This is a genomic window from Weissella koreensis KACC 15510 (genome assembly GCF_000219805.1).
GTDB classification, from domain to species: Bacteria; Bacillota; Bacilli; order Lactobacillales; family Lactobacillaceae; genus Weissella; species Weissella koreensis.
This window is the reverse complement of the sequence record NC_015759.1, coordinates 694,473-710,291: the sequence shown is the minus strand read 5'-3', so window position 1 is coordinate 710,291 and position 15,819 is coordinate 694,473. Positions and strand designations below refer to the sequence as shown.

18 protein-coding genes and 1 riboswitch are annotated in these 15,819 nt (G+C 35.7%); of the genes, 13 read left to right on the top strand and 5 right to left on the bottom strand.

Annotated elements, in window-relative coordinates:
• Window positions 1-289: 289 nt before the first annotated feature.
• Window positions 290-1,840: a glutamine-hydrolyzing GMP synthase gene (gene guaA / locus WKK_RS03450; protein WP_013989465.1), complete on the bottom strand. Its 1,551-nt coding sequence runs from the start codon at window positions 1,838-1,840 to the stop codon at window positions 290-292.
• A gap of 209 nt (window positions 1,841-2,049) precedes the next feature.
• Window positions 2,050-2,185: riboswitch (FMN riboswitch) on the top strand.
• 145 nt (window positions 2,186-2,330) lie between these two features.
• On the opposite strand from guaA, the gene WKK_RS03445 reads away from it, so the two are divergent.
• A complete protein-coding gene (locus WKK_RS03445; RefSeq protein ID WP_013989464.1) occupies window positions 2,331-2,897 on the top strand; it encodes an ECF transporter S component in 567 nt (188 codons plus the stop codon).
• Between the two features lie 60 nt (window positions 2,898-2,957).
• Here the strand turns inward: WKK_RS03445 and rlmD are convergent, their stop codons facing one another.
• Both rlmD and WKK_RS03435 read right to left on the bottom strand, forming a co-directional pair.
• A complete protein-coding gene (gene rlmD, locus WKK_RS03440; RefSeq protein ID WP_006846125.1) occupies window positions 2,958-4,394 on the bottom strand; it encodes a 23S rRNA (uracil(1939)-C(5))-methyltransferase RlmD in 1,437 nt (478 codons plus the stop codon).
• A 172-nt stretch (window positions 4,395-4,566) separates the two neighbouring features.
• Complete coding sequence (locus WKK_RS03435; RefSeq protein ID WP_013989463.1) at window positions 4,567-4,992, bottom strand: MerR family transcriptional regulator; 426 nt, start codon at window positions 4,990-4,992, stop codon at window positions 4,567-4,569.
• A 140-nt stretch (window positions 4,993-5,132) separates the two neighbouring features.
• Here WKK_RS03435 and WKK_RS03430 point away from each other — a divergent pair, with 140 nt between their 5' ends.
• The 5 genes from WKK_RS03430 (at window position 5,133) to WKK_RS03410 (ending at window position 8,745) form a co-directional block, all read left to right on the top strand.
• The gene (locus WKK_RS03430; RefSeq protein ID WP_006846123.1) at window positions 5,133-5,873 is read left to right on the top strand and encodes an SDR family oxidoreductase; all 741 of its coding nucleotides are present in this window, start codon (window positions 5,133-5,135) and stop codon (window positions 5,871-5,873) included.
• A gap of 237 nt (window positions 5,874-6,110) precedes the next feature.
• Window positions 6,111-6,668, top strand: coding sequence for a TetR/AcrR family transcriptional regulator (locus tag WKK_RS03425; protein WP_013989462.1), 558 nt, complete (start codon window positions 6,111-6,113; stop codon window positions 6,666-6,668).
• A gap of 93 nt (window positions 6,669-6,761) precedes the next feature.
• The gene (locus WKK_RS03420; RefSeq protein WP_013989461.1) at window positions 6,762-7,271 is read left to right on the top strand and encodes a YbhB/YbcL family Raf kinase inhibitor-like protein; all 510 of its coding nucleotides are present in this window, start codon (window positions 6,762-6,764) and stop codon (window positions 7,269-7,271) included.
• 56 nt (window positions 7,272-7,327) lie between these two features.
• Window positions 7,328-7,603 (top strand): acylphosphatase, encoded by a 276-nt coding sequence (locus WKK_RS03415; RefSeq protein WP_013989460.1) that lies wholly within the window; start codon window positions 7,328-7,330, stop codon window positions 7,601-7,603.
• An 11-nt stretch (window positions 7,604-7,614) separates the two neighbouring features.
• The gene (locus WKK_RS03410; protein WP_013989459.1) at window positions 7,615-8,745 is read left to right on the top strand and encodes an AI-2E family transporter; all 1,131 of its coding nucleotides are present in this window, start codon (window positions 7,615-7,617) and stop codon (window positions 8,743-8,745) included.
• A gap of 117 nt (window positions 8,746-8,862) precedes the next feature.
• Here WKK_RS03410 and WKK_RS03405 read toward each other — a convergent pair whose 3' ends face one another.
• Complete coding sequence (locus tag WKK_RS03405) at window positions 8,863-9,270, bottom strand: DUF6508 domain-containing protein (protein ID WP_013989458.1); 408 nt, start codon at window positions 9,268-9,270, stop codon at window positions 8,863-8,865.
• A gap of 137 nt (window positions 9,271-9,407) precedes the next feature.
• On the opposite strand from WKK_RS03405, the gene WKK_RS03400 reads away from it, so the two are divergent.
• Complete coding sequence (locus tag WKK_RS03400; protein ID WP_006846117.1) at window positions 9,408-10,316, top strand: alpha/beta hydrolase; 909 nt, start codon at window positions 9,408-9,410, stop codon at window positions 10,314-10,316.
• Between the two features lies 1 nt (window position 10,317).
• Window positions 10,318-10,545, top strand: coding sequence for a hypothetical protein (locus WKK_RS03395; protein WP_006846116.1), 228 nt, complete (start codon window positions 10,318-10,320; stop codon window positions 10,543-10,545).
• Between the two features lie 131 nt (window positions 10,546-10,676).
• Here WKK_RS03395 and WKK_RS03390 read toward each other — a convergent pair whose 3' ends face one another.
• Window positions 10,677-11,705 (bottom strand): tRNA dihydrouridine synthase, encoded by a 1,029-nt coding sequence (locus WKK_RS03390; RefSeq protein WP_013989457.1) that lies wholly within the window; start codon window positions 11,703-11,705, stop codon window positions 10,677-10,679.
• Window positions 11,706-12,038: 333 nt separating this feature from the next.
• Here WKK_RS03390 and rsmG point away from each other — a divergent pair, with 333 nt between their 5' ends.
• Genes rsmG through ychF form a run of 5 tightly spaced genes read left to right on the top strand, consistent with a single transcriptional unit; the run spans window position 12,039 to window position 15,813 of the window.
• Window positions 12,039-12,758 carry a 16S rRNA (guanine(527)-N(7))-methyltransferase RsmG gene (gene rsmG / locus WKK_RS03385; protein ID WP_006846114.1) on the top strand — a complete coding sequence of 240 codons (720 nt, stop codon included), beginning with the start codon at window positions 12,039-12,041 and terminating at the stop codon, window positions 12,756-12,758.
• A 49-nt stretch (window positions 12,759-12,807) separates the two neighbouring features.
• Window positions 12,808-13,587, top strand: coding sequence for a ParA family protein (locus tag WKK_RS03380; RefSeq protein WP_006846113.1), 780 nt, complete (start codon window positions 12,808-12,810; stop codon window positions 13,585-13,587).
• Window positions 13,574-14,482: a ParB/RepB/Spo0J family partition protein gene (locus WKK_RS03375; RefSeq protein WP_013989456.1), complete on the top strand. Its 909-nt coding sequence runs from the start codon at window positions 13,574-13,576 to the stop codon at window positions 14,480-14,482. Before WKK_RS03380 ends, WKK_RS03375 begins: the two co-directional genes overlap by 14 nt.
• Before the next feature lie 17 nt (window positions 14,483-14,499).
• Complete coding sequence (locus WKK_RS03370; protein ID WP_006846111.1) at window positions 14,500-14,682, top strand: DUF951 domain-containing protein; 183 nt, start codon at window positions 14,500-14,502, stop codon at window positions 14,680-14,682.
• A gap of 30 nt (window positions 14,683-14,712) precedes the next feature.
• On the top strand, window positions 14,713-15,813 hold the full coding sequence (gene ychF / locus WKK_RS03365) for a redox-regulated ATPase YchF (protein WP_006846110.1): 1,101 nt from the start codon (window positions 14,713-14,715) through the stop codon (window positions 15,811-15,813).
• The last annotated feature ends 6 nt before the right edge of the window (window positions 15,814-15,819 follow it).

Here is a 15,819-nt window from a genome sequence, read left to right as displayed (position 1 = left end):
CACAAGATTCCATCTGCAGTTCCTAAAATGGGATTAAAATATTTTACAGTTTGTATTTCTTTTAAATTTAAGGCATTCAAAATGTTAATCGTGCAAAGATAAATTATATTTAAGTATTAAGCCAAGAATGATTAGCGATTAAAGCAACTAAAAAATGGTCGAAAAGTTTTCAGTAGAGTACTAAAAACTTTCCGACCAATTAATTGAAACAAACTTCAATTTTTAGAGTTAAATGTAATCACTAAACGAGCGTGACTTTTTTAAATCATAGATTATCTTTTAAAATTTATTATTCCCACTCAACAGTTGCTGGTGGCTTAGCTGTAATGTCGTAGACTACGCGGTTAATCCCACTCACTTCGTTGACAATTCGACGTGATACTTCTTCCAAGATATCCCAAGGAAGCTTAGCAAAATCGGCTGTCATTCCATCTATAGAAGTAATGGCACGAATGGAGATAGTGTAGTCATAAGTACGACCATCTCCCATGACACCAACGGAACGGACACCTGTTAGGACGGTGAAGTATTGCCAAACTTCAGCATCAAGGCCGTGGTTAGCAAATTCTTCCCGCAAAATTGCATCAGAATCACGGACGATTTCGAGTTTAGCTTCAGTGATATCACCTAAAACTCGAATTCCAAGTCCAGGACCAGGGAATGGTTGACGCCAAACTAGGTCGTGTGGCATACCCAGTTTTTCACCTAAAGCACGGACTTCATCTTTAAAGAGTGTCTTAAGAGGTTCAATTAAAGTGAATTGCATATCTTCAGGAAGCCCCCCAACGTTGTGGTGAGACTTAATTGTTTGGGCCGTGTCAGTTCCAGATTCAATAATATCAGTATAAAGCGTTCCTTGGGCTAGGAAATCAATGCCCTTAAGTTTAGTAGCTTCTTCATCGAAAACTTGAATAAATTCATTACCAATGATTTTGCGCTTTTTTTCTGGATCTGAAATACCAGCTAATTTATTAAGGAAACGTTCTTGGGCGTCGACCTTAATAATATTAAGACCGAATTTACCACCAAGAGCTTCCATGACTTCGTTAGCTTCGTTTTTACGTAAAAGACCATGATCAACGAAAATTGAAGTTAATTGATCACCAATGGCACGTTGTAGTAAAACTCCAACAACTGAAGAATCTACACCACCAGAGAGACCAAGCAATACCTTCTTATCACCAACTGTAGAACGGATTTCTTCGATTTGCTGGTCGATAAAATCATCCATTGACCAATTGCGCTTAGCACGAGTAGCGTTGATAAAGTTTTCTATAATTTGGTGACCATAAACGGTGTGTTGAACTTCAGCATGAAATTGGATTGCATAAAGATTCTTATCCGGATTTTGCATTGCAGCAATTGGTGTGTTGTCAGAAGTTCCTACAGCCGTAAACCCGTCAGGAACTTGGTCCACGTAATCACCATGGGACATCAAAACAACTTGCTTTTTTGGTGTTCCCTTAAATAGTACTGCTTCAGGATCAGTAACTTCCATCTCAGTCTCGCCATATTCGGATGAATTATTAGCAGGTGCTACTTTTCCGCCGGGGAGTTGATGGGCCATGAGTTGCATACCATAACAGATTCCCAAAATCGGGATATTTAAGTTATAGATTTCAGGATCAATGGTAAAGGCCCCTTCGTCGTTAACTGAATTAGGTCCACCAGAAAAGACTAACCCCACTGGATTAATTGCTTTAATTTCCTCTATTGTAATGGTGTGTGGCTTAAGTTCTGAGTATACTCCCATTTCTCGAATTCGGCGGGCAATCAATTGATTGTATTGTGAACCGAAGTCGAGAACGAGGATGCTTTCTTGTTGCTTGAGTTCAGCCATCATAGTCCTCCTAAATTAAATTGAATGTTTTAATTATACGAGAGAATACCATAATTTTAAAGGTAAATCTGCTTTTGATAAATTGTTATCGCTAATTGGACGTTTATTATAAATTAATGTTCGATTTTAAAAGACAATAATATAAATTATATGAATGATGACGCTTTTGCAAATAATAAAAATTATGTATATAATGATTTTAAATTAAATAAATTCTTCGGGGCAGGGTGTAATTCCCGACCGACGGTAAATGATGTCTATATCAAAGTCCGTGAGCCATTTTAAATGGTTGAGCTAGTGTGAATCTAGCACCGACAGTTAAAGTCTGGATGGGAGAAGAATTAAAGGAGCTTTTTTAGTGGCCTTAATATCTTTTAAAGGGGATATTATGATCATATAAGAATAGTGCTTTTAAGTGTCTTTGATAGTCCCGTGAGTTTTAAACTCAGGGGATTTTTTTAATTTAATTAAAAATGAATGGAGTACGAAAATGATGCAGACTAGAAAATTAAGTCTTATTGCCCTTTTTTCGGCTTTATCGGTGATTTTAATGGTTTTTATTTCGGTGCCATTAATTCCAACAATGCCTTTTTTAAAAATTGATCTATCGTTTATTCCGATCTTTATGGGAATGATGTTACTTGATTTGAAAAGTGGGTACCTAATTTTACTGATTCGGTCATTGTTAAAATTATTACTTAATAATGCTGGGGTAAATGATTATATTGGTTTACCAATGAATATTTTGGGATTCATGATTTTAATGACAGTTTTGTATTATTGCTTGACCAAAAATAAATGGCGACCTTGGATTCAAAAAGGCATGTCAATCGTACTTGGTTCTGTTGCATTAACAGTTATGATGGTCTTGATGAACTATTTTTATGCGATTCCGCTTTATGCGCAATTTGCTAATTTTAATATTGGTCAGGTCTTTGGTATTTTTAATTATCTGTTGTTGGCAGTGGTTCCATTTAATCTATTAGAGGGAGTTATTTTAATTAGTTTAAGTTTGTTGATTCTGCCCTTTGTTAGGCGATTAATTAATCTGATTTAAAAGAAAAAGGCGTCTAATCAGGGTAAATACCTAGATTAGACGCCTTTTTAAATTTTTTGATTAACGTTTTGTGAACTTAACAATTCCTTCCCAACGAGCAGTTTGAGGGAACATGTCAATTGGTTGAATATATTCGACATCATAAACTTTAAGAAGATCGACTAAATCACGAGCTAATGTTGATTCATTACATGAAATATAAACAAATTTTTCTGGCGCATGAGCCAAAATTGTATTTCGTAAATTAATATCTAAACCAGTCCGGGGAGGATCAACGACAATTGCATCGGCGATCCAACCAGCTGCGGTCCATTGTGGAATCAAATCTTCAGCAGCGCCAACAAAGTATTTGGTATTTGTAACATTATTATCCAAAACGTTTTGATTAGCATCAGCAATTGACTCTGGAACAGTATCCATTCCACGAATCTCACCAGCATTATCAGCTAGGGAAATTCCGATGGTTCCAACACCAGAATAAGCATCAATTAATTTATCAGCATGGGTTAGATCCAGAGCACTTAAAGCCTCTTGATACAAACGCGCTGTTTGACGGGGATTTAGTTGTAAGAATGCTCGAGGTGACAACTTAAATTGACGCCCATTAATTGTTTCAGTAATGAAGTTAGAACCCCAAAGTAACTTAGTTTTTTCACCCCAAATTAATGAAGTTTCGTCGGGATTAATATTTTGATGAATTGAAACCACTTCTGGTAAATCATCATGAATATATGCGATTAATGTTGAAAGTTCAGGGATTTTATCAGAATTAGTCACAATAGTTAATTGGACTTCACCGGTTGATTCACTTACTCGGGCAACCAGTGTCTTAATGATACCTGTATTTTTCTTTTCTTCGTAGATTGGAATCTCTAACTCATCGATAATATCACGGACCTTACGGACAACTTTTAAGGTAGCAGGATGTTGAGTGGACACCTTAGGTAAATCAACTAAGAAATGGGAGTTACGTTGATACATCCCAACAGAAATGGTTCCATCCTTCATTTGACGAATCGGGAATTGGGCTTTATTACGATAACCTCTAGGATCTTCCATGCCAATTGTGGGCTTAATTTCAATATCTTCAAAACCACGAGGTTTATATTTTTCAAGAGCTTGTCGGATAACATCTTGCTTGAATTCTAATTGTTTTGGATAAGATAAGTGTTCTAGCTCAAAACCACCAACACTTTGATCGTCGATAGGTTCGACCCGATCCGGTGACTTTTGTTTGAATTTGCGAATTTCAGCTTCGATAAAACGGTCTGTAAAGTTGGTAACTTTAACATCAACAACTTCACCTGGCAACGCACCAGGAATAAAGGTAATCTTACGTTTATAGTAACCAATTCCTTCTCCGTTAATACCAAGTCTTTTAATGGTAATTAGTAATTTGTCACCAATTTTAACGATGACATTGTTTGAGGCGGAATTTGTTCCACGTGAAGCATGATAAGGTTTATCATGCTGATTTGGGTTGCGATTATATGCCATAATTTCGTACTACAAGGGTTAACCCCAGCTCCTTTTCTAATAATATCTTATTTTAGCATGATCTAAGCAATGTGGGGATGATTTATATCAAGGTATATCAAGTAATCTTAGATTTAAATTCAAAGCATTTATACTTAATTTGAATGGCTATAAATAGATCAAAACATCGACTTTATTTTTGAAATTTCAGACGATTTTGGAGTGACATTTGAATTGGGAAATGAATAGTCTCGGTACCTGCCTCAATGGCGCTTTCATAATATTGGCATTTCTTATCTAATAATTGCATTGAATTTTCGAGACTTGCGATTTGTCGTTTAACGAGGGCTTTTTGTTGAATGAACATATCTCGACGGGCCTCTAATGAATTGTCACCAGATTTAGTCAAATCGGCATAATTTTTAATGTCATTAATTGACATACCAGTGGCTTTTAGACATTCAATGACATCGATCATTTCAATATCGCCATCGGAAAAGCTGCGATAGCCAGAAGCTTGGCGTGATAAATTTGGAAGTAAGCCTTCTTTATCATAGTAACGTAGGGTTGATGCTGGAATTTGCATTGCCTTAGCGACTTGTGAGATGGTATATGACATTGTTATTTCTCCTTATAAATTAGATAGATGGTTGACATTAAAGTGAACTTTAATGTTATTATGACTTTGTTGTTGCTTAATAACAAGCTAGAAACATATAACATAAATTAATATTTAAAATTGAAAAGGGGAATTGAATAATGAATGAAATTAAAAATAAAGTAGTTATTATTATGGGAGCGTCTTCTGGAATTGGAGAAGCAACAGCTATCAAATTGGCAGAACAAGGAGCAAAATTAGTTATTGCAGCTCGCCGTGAGGACAAAATTAGTCAATTAGCAGCTCAATTGGGAGAAAATGTCTTTTATCAAACTGCTGATGTAACGAAACGTGATCAAGTTAAGGCTGTAGTTGATTTAGCCATGAACAAATTTGGACATATTGATGTTCTTTATAATAATGCAGGAATTATGCCACAGGGTAATTTATCTGAACTCAATTATGATAGTTGGGAGATGATGTTGAATACCAATGTTATGGGTGTATTAAATGGAATTGGAGCCGTTCTTCCGATTATGCGTGAGCAAAAAGATGGATTAATTATTTCCACTGATTCTGTAGCAGGGCATGTGATGTACCCTGGTTCAGCAGTTTATAATGGAACTAAATTTGCTGTACGGGCAATTATGGAAGGCTTGCGCCAAGAAGAATATCAAACAGGAATTCGCTCAACAATTGTTTCACCTGGAATGGTATCAACTGAACTCTTAACAACTGTTGGAAATAAAGATATAGAAACCTATCTTGAAGGTCAATCTAAGTTGGAGGGAGTTAGCTTAAACCCTGAAGATGTAGCTAACGCCGTAGTTTATGCTATTCAACAACCAAAGCACGTAGCAATTAGTGAAGTCTTGATTCGACCAGCAAAACAATCAATTTAATCTAATTTACATTATTAAATTTGATAGTAGTGTCAGATTATAATCTTTATTAATAGAAATGATCTTAAATGAATGATATTGATTTTCAAAATTACTGAGTAAGAAAGACTAGGATATTTATCCTAGTCTTTTTTTATTAAAAATCTCTACATAATTAATCATTTAAGGGTGATACAGGACAGATATGGTTGACTGCTTTATAATGAAGCATAACCGGAAGAACAGGTGGGTAAGATAATGGGTAAAATAAATGATGAACAAATTTTTGAAGCAGCCCAAACAGTGTTGATGGATAAAGGGGATGCTGGATTAAGGATGACAGCCATTGCTAAAATTTTGGATGTATCGCATGCCGCTCTATACAAACACTTTAAAAATCGTGAGGCGCTAGTTGAGGCTTTGATTAATGATTGGTTATTGAAGATTGATCAGCCAATTTTAGATCAAGCTGTCCGAATGCCTGTAGAAGCAAGAATTGATAGTCTTCATGATTGGTTACAAACTTTGGTACAACAGCGCCAAGCAGCTTTTAGAGCTGATCCAGCGCTAACCCAACTTTATGTTAAAAAAATTAGTCAACAAAGTGAAATTATGAATGATGAATTAACGGCTTTTTCGAATAAAGTTGAATATATCATGGGCTGGGATACTTTTCGGCAACAACGAGGTATCACAATTATGATGGCTTTTACATATTTTTATCATCCATATTTTATGAATAAATGGGATGATAATTTGATTTTCCCTTTATTCGAATCGACTTGGCTTGAATTATCACCAATTTTAGAATTGTAAAATGATCGATTAGAGACTTGCAGATTATTGTTTCATTTATTAGGATATTAAATACAATTAAGGTGTAACTAATTATTTAGAAGGTAAAAAGATATGAAAATAACAAGTACGGGGATTGAAAATGGTTACTTTAAGGATATTTTTGGAGGTTACAGTCAATATGTGAACGAAAATAAAATTCCTACCTATTCGATACCATTTAAAATTGAAGAAGCCCCTGAAATGGCTAAAAGTTATGCAGCAGTCCTCTATGATTTAGATGCCTATGAAGTAACTAAAGGGTTTATTTGGATCCATTGGACATTAGCCAACTTATTAACAACTGAAGTCTTGGCAAATGCAAGTCAAGAAACGTCAGAATTTATTCAAGGTGTGAATAGTTCACACAGTCCTATGGGATATAATCAAGACAAAGAAACATCTAGTTACTATGGAGGGATGCGACCTCGTGGCCGTGATCATAATTATATTTTAAAGGTTTATGCATTAGATGTTATTTTAGATTTAGAGCCAGGGTTTTATTTGAATCAACTACATGATCAAATGGAAAACCATATTATTACAACAGCTAAATTAGTGGCTAAATATCGGCAATTTCACTAAAAATAAATTTAATTTTATAAATTAATTGGAATCGTAATAGAGAAGGGGGAAATAAAATGGAACAAGCAGTTCGATTGAAAGTGTATGGTCTAGTGCAAGGTGTTGGATTTCGTTGGGCGACTCGTCGTCTAGCTGTGCAGTTAGGGATTGTAGGATTTGTCATCAATGAAACTGACGGATCAGTATCAATTGAAGCTCAAGGTGAGGAAATGAATATTCGTAAATTTATAACTCAGATTGAAATTGGCCCATCTAACGGTACTAAAGTCCACCATGTTAAAATTGCAAGCGTCGGAGTAAATCCAGATTATACGACTTTTAAAATTTATTAGGGGAGATAAGTATGCTAGAAAAAATCCGATCAAAATCCATATTATTTTGGTCACTTGAATTATTAATTGTTGCACTTTTATTGATGGTTGTTTCACAGCTGGATTTTATTTTAGAACCGATTTTTAAATTTATTGGGGCGGTTTTTATTCCCGTTTTAATTTCAGGTTTGTTGTATTATATTCTAAATCCAATCATAAAAATTATTGAAAAAATAAAAATAAAAAAGAATAAGTCGATTCCGCGTAGTATCATTGCATTATTTTTAGTGGTGTTAATGATGGTTTTGATTGGATTAGCAATGGCAATTGTTGTACCACGTTTAATTGATCAAATCACTAATTTTGTACAATCAGCACCGACATATTTGCGTCAGATGCGAAATTGGATGGAAGGTGAAGATCGACTAGCTATTATTAATCGGATGGGGGTAACTTTTGATGCAAATACATTGCAACATGGGGCTCAAAAATATGGGACTCAAATTGCTAATGGAATGGCCAATGGCATTGGGGGATTTGCTAGTTCTTTGATTGGATATTTGGTTTATGCATTAACGGTACCTGTTATGACTTTCTATATGTTAAGCGATGGCCATAAGTTATTACCATTCGTTCAACAATGGTTTCCAAAACGAAAAGATGATATGGCGGAAGTTGCTAGTTTACTAAATGACACACTTTCAAACTATATTATGGGTCAAGTTATGGAGATGTTATTTGTAGGATTTGCGACAGGAATTGGATACTTCTTAATTGGTGAGAAATATGCTTTAGTCTTAGCGATTATCGCTGGATTATCTAATATTGTGCCATATTTGGGACCATATATTGGAATTGTACCAGCACTATTTGTTTCAGCGACACAAGGTGTTTGGCAAATTTTTTTCACAGTCTTAGTAGTGGCAATTGTGCATTTGATTGATGGAAATATTATTTATCCGCGGATTATTGGTTCACGTTTGAACATTCATCCGATGACAATAATTATTTTATTATTGGCAGCAGGAAATGTGGCTGGAATAGCGGGGATGATCTTAGCTATTCCAACCTATGCCATTTTACGAACCCTCTTTGTTTATCTTTGGGAGTTCTTTGTCAATCGCAATGAACAAACTAGCGACGAAAAACCAAAACAGGCATAGTATCCTAATTGAAAATATCATTTAAAGAAAGGCTCAGACCATTTGGTAGGGGCTTTTTCTTTATAAATAAAAAATCCCGTTTGTGCTTGTTTGCATCAACGGGATTAGGAATTTAATTTACCAAATAGGAAAATCAGATGGTGTAGTTTGGTGTAGACGTTGTAGTAATTTTTTAAAAATTCCTTTTTCTAACATTGCAGCCCACATTCCTTCGAAAAATTTTTCGTTTTCAATGATCATTGAAATAATGGCCCGTAGTTTGAAGAAGTCATTTGAATCATTAGCAATGTCAATGATGTCAGATTCAGTGATAGGCGTGGCTAATTCTTTTTGCATTAAGGTCCGTTGGAAATTTGCATCATAAAAGTCAGAACCTTTGAACTCATGTAGCATTTTGAATAATTCAGAGTCATAGAGGGGATGGTCCAAGTGATCAGCTCCGGCATGCCAGGGAATGGTTTTACCAATTTGTTGTTGTAAATAATGGTCCCAAGTTGCAAAATCAAAATCGTGTAGTTGTGCCATGAATAGCCTCCAATTAACTATTAAAAAGTAAGTACTAATTATATAACAATTTATCTAAAAAAACGATGGCTAACAGTTTAATCATAAAATTGTTAGAATGGAGAGGGAAAGTTTTTTAAATTACTGAGGAGGAGATAATGACAAATAAGTTTATTGAACAGGGGTATACTTTTAAACCAGCTAATGTCCAAATGATTAATAATCAATGGCATGACTTATCTTATATGGAAGGTCCTAGGCATCAATTGGATATTTACCTACCAAATGAAGGAACTGCGCCTTTTCCCGTCATTATCGATATCTATGGTGGTGGATTATGGCGAGGAGATAAAAGTTCTTTTAAGCTGGAGCCCGCTTTACAATTTCTATCTGCTGGTTTTGCAGTAGTGAGTTTAGATTATTCATTGTTATGGCAAGCACCTTTTCCGACTCAAGTTTATGAAGTTAAAGCAGCTATACGTTGGCTAAAATCCAAAGGCATATTATATAATTTAGATATGAATAAAACCATTTTAATGGGTGAATCATCAGGTGCCCAATTGGCAGTCTTGGCAGGTATTACAGCTAATACAGCAGCATTTAAAAATTCTACATTCGGGCAATTTCAAACTGCTAGTGAAGAAGTACAAGGAATTGTTGCGATGTATGGACCTTATCAGGTTGACCAATTTCCGACTCAGTTTGCGGCTACTAAAACTAAACCAAAGTATGCTGAAACTGGGACAGATGAGTCGTTTGAAGGACAGCTATTAGGACAAAATGCTCCTCAAGATGTACCAGATTTGGTGAATAAAATTGATCCGATTAATTATTTGACTCCTCAAATGCCGCCCATTATAGGTTTCGCAGGAACGGCTGATCAAGTAGTCCCTTATCAACAAACAATTCGTCTAATTGAAGCATCTCAACAGATGATTGGTCCAGAAATGGCACAATTACATCTAGTTGAGGGAGCTCACCATGGAATTGATGATTTTATGGATACTACCAATTATCAATTGAAATTACAATTTATTCAAAAAATATTAGGAATAAAAAGGGGTTAAAATGCAGAAACGATTTATGGATGGGTATGTTCATGCTACGCCGTCAACGTTAATATTAACCATCGCAATGGATTATTTATTTATTTGGTTATTGCAGCCAACTGGATTTATAATGCGAACTTTGGCATTTATCCTCTTTGTTTTACCAGATTTGATATCAACAGTTTTAAGTTTTAAAAACTTTTTATTAGATAATCAGGATGAATGGCGTCATCGTAATAAAGATTAGAGACTTGAAAGATATTTAAATTATAAAGAGGTTGGATAAAAATTTTATCCAGCCTCTTTTATTATAAAATAAAACCCCCAGATTAGATTGATCGTCATCACTGCGGGATAAAAATAAATTTTTGAAAAAACTTAATCTTGCTCAATGTGTTCTTTATATTGTTGATCAAATTCAGCCAAAACTTGGCGAACTTCATCAGTAGTATTTGTTTCCATTAATGCCATTCGAAGATCGGAAGCATATGAGAAAGAACGGACATATATTTTGAAGAAGCGCTTCAATTTTTGGAAATGGCGTGGACCATATAATTTAGTTACTTCATCATGTAAATCTAATTGTAGGTTTAAGAGAACCAAAGAATCTTCTAAGGTATGGTCAACCGGTTCTTTTTCAAAAGCCCAAGGACTTTCAAAAATACCACGGCCAATCATTAAACCATCAATACCAGGATGAGCTTGAGCCAATGCTAATCCTTCTGCTCGATTTTTAATATCACCATTAAATTGAATTAAAGTATTAGGAGAAATTTCATCACGCATAGCTAAAATTTCGTCAATTAATTCAAAATGAGCAGGGACTTTTGACATTTCTTTACGTGTTCGTAAATGAACGGTTAGAACTTGAATGTCTTGTTCTAGCAAAAACGGCAGCCAAGTTTTATAGGTATCAAGATGGTTGAAACCAAGGCGTGTTTTAACAGAGATAGGCAGTCCAGGTTCTTTGGCTGCGGCAATCACCGCTGCGGCAGTTTCGGGATTACGAATTAAATCAGAACCACCGCCATTTTTAATGACTGTACCATCGGGACAACCCATGTTGAGATCGACAGCTTGATAACCGCGCTCTTTTAAGTCATTGATCGATGAAACGAAATCCTGAGGCCGATCACCCCAAATTTGAGCAATTGGCATTCGTTCGTTTTCAGCGACTGCTAAACGGCCTTGAACTGAAAATTTAGCTTTAGGATGGGCGACACTGCGAGCATTAGTGAACTCGGTATAATAGGCATCTGGTCCGGCTGCTTGTTCGACAACTCGTCGGAAGACAGTATCAGTCACTGCTTCCATCGGAGCGAGAGTGAAAAATGGGACTTTATCTTGTCCCGGAATTTGAGCTTGATCAATAATATTTTGCCAGTATTGAGATTTAGCTTTAATCATAATTAACATGTCCTTTCAAATTAGTTCTTATATTATTTAAAATTCGAATTTAATAATTATTATCTAATTATTATAATCTTTACTACTATAAATATATTTGGTGATTTTGACAAGCTTAAAAATGACTAATGAATTTTATAGGTATGGTAGGAAAATACCAGATAGATTTGATTTTAAATGGATAGAGTGGAACATATTAATAAGCTTTAACCAGAAAGTTTGATATTAAAATTAGGTTTAAGTATATGTTTCACGTGAAACGCAATGAAAAGTATTGAAACACCTTGTTTTTTGGGTTATTCTTAATGTAATTGTTTACATGGAGGAAAATAGATGAATCCCGAAGAATTTGAGACTGCCTTAGAGAAAAAAGGTATTAAATTAGATGAGCGCCAATTAGAGCAGTATCAGATTTATTATGATTACTTAATCGAAGTAAATCAGGTAATGGATTTAACCAATATTGTTGAAAAAAACGAAGTATATTTAAAACATTTTTTTGATTCATTAACGTTAGCTTGGGCTTACCCAGCCTTACAAACTGAGCCATTAAAACTAGTCGATGTTGGTGCTGGAGCAGGGTTTCCATCATTGCCACTTAAGATTGCCTTCCCGCAATTAGAAATAGTAATTGTAGATTCGCTACAAAAAAGAATTAATTTTTTGAACCAATTAATTGAAAAGTTAGATCTGACAGGCGTTCAGCCTATTCATGAACGAGCTGAGGTTTTTGGAGATAAAAATGCACCAACTCGTGAAACTTTTGATGTTGCAACTGCCCGTGCATTAAAAGCTATGCCGATGTTAGTTGAAATGACACTACCATTGGTCAAGCGAGGGGGAGTCTTATTAGCGATGAAAGGTAGTCGAGCCGCTGAAGAAATTCAGGATGCCAAAGTTGCTATTCCGACCGTTGGAGGGGCTGTTGAAGATCAAATTAAAGTTGATTTACCTAATGGTGATGCTCGAGAAATTGTGGTTATTAAAAAAGTCAAAAAAACACCAGCCAAATATCCAAGAAAATTTAGTGATATTAAGAATAAAACGTTATAAAAGTTAACCTAAATGTTGACTAAGTATGTAAGAAGAGAAAGGTAAGTTCATGGCACATATTATTGCATTAGCCAATCAAAAAGGTGGGGTTGGTAAAACCACTACTACGGTTAATCTAGGAGCCGCGATTGCTAGTTTAGGACATCGGGTATTAATAATTGATGCCGATCCACAAGGAAATGCTACTTCAGGATTAGGAATTAAAAAATCAACGATCGAACCAGAACATGAAATTTATGACGTTTTGGTGCATGGAGTTTCTCTTGCGGATGTGATTATTCCAACTAGTCATGATAATTTAGAAATTGTTCCTGCTACAATTCGTTTGGCCGGAGCAGAACTAGAATTAGCTCCAGTGATGGCTCGAGAAACACGTTTGAAAGAAGCTTTGAATCTAATTTCTGACGAATACGACTATATTTTGGTCGACAATCCACCCTCATTAGGATTAATTACCATTAATACCTTTACTGCAGCTGATTCCATCTTAATTCCAGTACAGGCTGAATATTATGCCTTGGAAGGGTTGGGTCAACTATTGAATTCAATTACGCAAATTAAGAGTTTGTTAAACCCTAATTTAGATATTGAAGGTGTTTTGTTAACGATGGTGGATGCCCGGACTAATCTTTCAAATGAAGTTGAAAATGCCGTCCGTAACTATTTCACTACAGATCAAGTATATAAAACGGTAATCCCTCGGAATGTCCGTCTATCAGAAGCTCCTAGTCATGGATTAGCGATCATTGATTATGATCCTAAGTCACGGGGAGCAGAAGTATATGGTAAGTTGGCAGAGGAGGTTTTAGCAGCTCATGACAACATCTAAGAAAAAAAGCGTTCTAGGCGATAACATTGTCAGTGGTGGATTAAATGCACTCTTTGGGCAACAAGGAATTGATGTAGATGTAGATGAAAACAAAGGGGATGCTATAGAAAATTTAAATGTAAATTTTATTATTGCTAATCCTTTTCAACCACGCCATAGCTTTGATGAAAACGCTTTACGTGAGTTGGCTAACTCAATTAAAGAAAATGGTATTTTACAACCAATTATTGTTCGCGTGGCTAAAGAATCTAAAGATAAATATGAAATTTTAGCTGGTGAACGACGTTGGCGTGCAACTCAACTAGCTGGGAATGAAACGATTCCAGCAGTCGTTCGTGCATATGATGATGCAACGATGATGCAGGCGGCTGTTTTGGAGAATTTACAGCGAGAAAACTTGTCACCAATTGAAGAAGCTTTGGCTTATAAGCAGATGATGGATGTTTTGCATCTTACGCAAGTCCAAGTTGCTAAACGCTTGGGAAAGGCACGTTCCGTTGTCGCAAATACCGTTCGTTTATTGACTTTACCGCAAGAGGTTCAAGATTGGATCCAAACAGGTGAATTATCAATGGGGCAAGGAAGAACTTTATTGGGGTTGCATAATAAGCGCCAAATTTTGAATTTAGCTAAACGAGTAATGCAAGAGCGTTTGACGGTTCGGCAAGTGGAACGTTTAGTTAATGAAATGAATGAAAATAAAGTGGTTTCAAAAGTTACACCACAAATTTCAGCAGAGTTGAAGGAAACGGAAAAAGCTTTGTCGGATAAATTAGCTACCAAAATTGCGATCAAGCATAATCAACGTGGTGCTGGTAAAATTGAAATTAATTATGGATCAGATCAAGATTTGAATCGTATTATTAACGCATTAGGACTAGATCTCAACGATTAAAAAACGAGGTGATACATATGTATGAACTTTCGGATATTATTGAAATGAAAAAACCACATGCTTGCGGAACTAATCGCTGGGCGATTATTCGCATTGGTGCAGATATGAAAATTAAGTGTCAAGGATGTGAACGAGTGGTAATGTTATCACGACATGATTTTGATCGTCGCTTTAAAAAGGTTTTGGAAAAAGCTAACTAATAAAATTAATAGAAAAGAAGGAAATTAAATATGGCATTAACAGCTGGAATTGTTGGACTTCCAAACGTTGGGAAATCAACTTTATTTAATGCAATCACAAAGGCTGGAGCTGAAATGGCGAACTATCCTTTTGCTACGATTGAGCCAAATGTGGGGATGGTTGAAGTTCCTGATGCTCGTTTAGCTAGAATTGCTGAAATTGTGAAAAGTAATAAAATTATTCCAACTACCTTTGAATTCACGGATATTGCGGGAATTGTTAAAGGTGCTTCACAAGGTGAGGGATTAGGAAATAAATTTTTGGAAAATATTCGTCAAGTAAATGCGATTGTGCACGTTGTTCGCGCTTTTGATGATGATAATATTGTGCATGTCAATGGAACGGTTGATCCGATTGATGATATTGAAACTATTAATACTGAATTAGTTTTATCTGATTTGGAATCAATTGAAAAACGTTATGATCGAGTTTCTAGAGCAGCTAAAGGTGGAGACAAGGAAGCTAAGGCTGAATTTGAAGTGTTAGATAAGATTAAGCCTTTATTAGATGCTGGAAAGCCAGCACGATTAGCAGAATTTACGGAAGAACAAGAAAAAATTGTACGAAACTTATTCTTACTAACAACAAAGCCAACATTATATGTAGCAAATGTTAGTGAAGATGATATGAGTGATCCTGAGGCTTCAAAGTATTTCCAAATGATCCAAGAATACGCTGCTCAAGAAGGAGCACAGGTTGTTGGTTTATCAGCGCGGGCTGAAGAAGAAATTGCAGAGATGCCAAAAGAAGATCAAGCTGAATTTTTGGAAATGTCAGGGGTCGAAGAACCTGGCCTGAATGTGTTGATTCGGGCAGCATATGACTTGTTGAATTTGCGCACATTCTTTACGGCCGGAGTAAAAGAAGTACGTGCTTGGACTTTCAAATCTGGAGCTAAAGCGCCAGAAACGGCCGGAGTGATTCACTCTGACTTCCAACGTGGATTCATTCGTGCTGAGACAATGAGCTATGAAGATTTGGATCAATATGGTAATGAAAAGGCAGTTAAAGAGGCCGGCCGGTTACGATCTGAAGGAAAAGAGTATGTGGTTTCCGATGGTGACATTATGGAGTTCTTGTTTAACGTTTAAAATGAA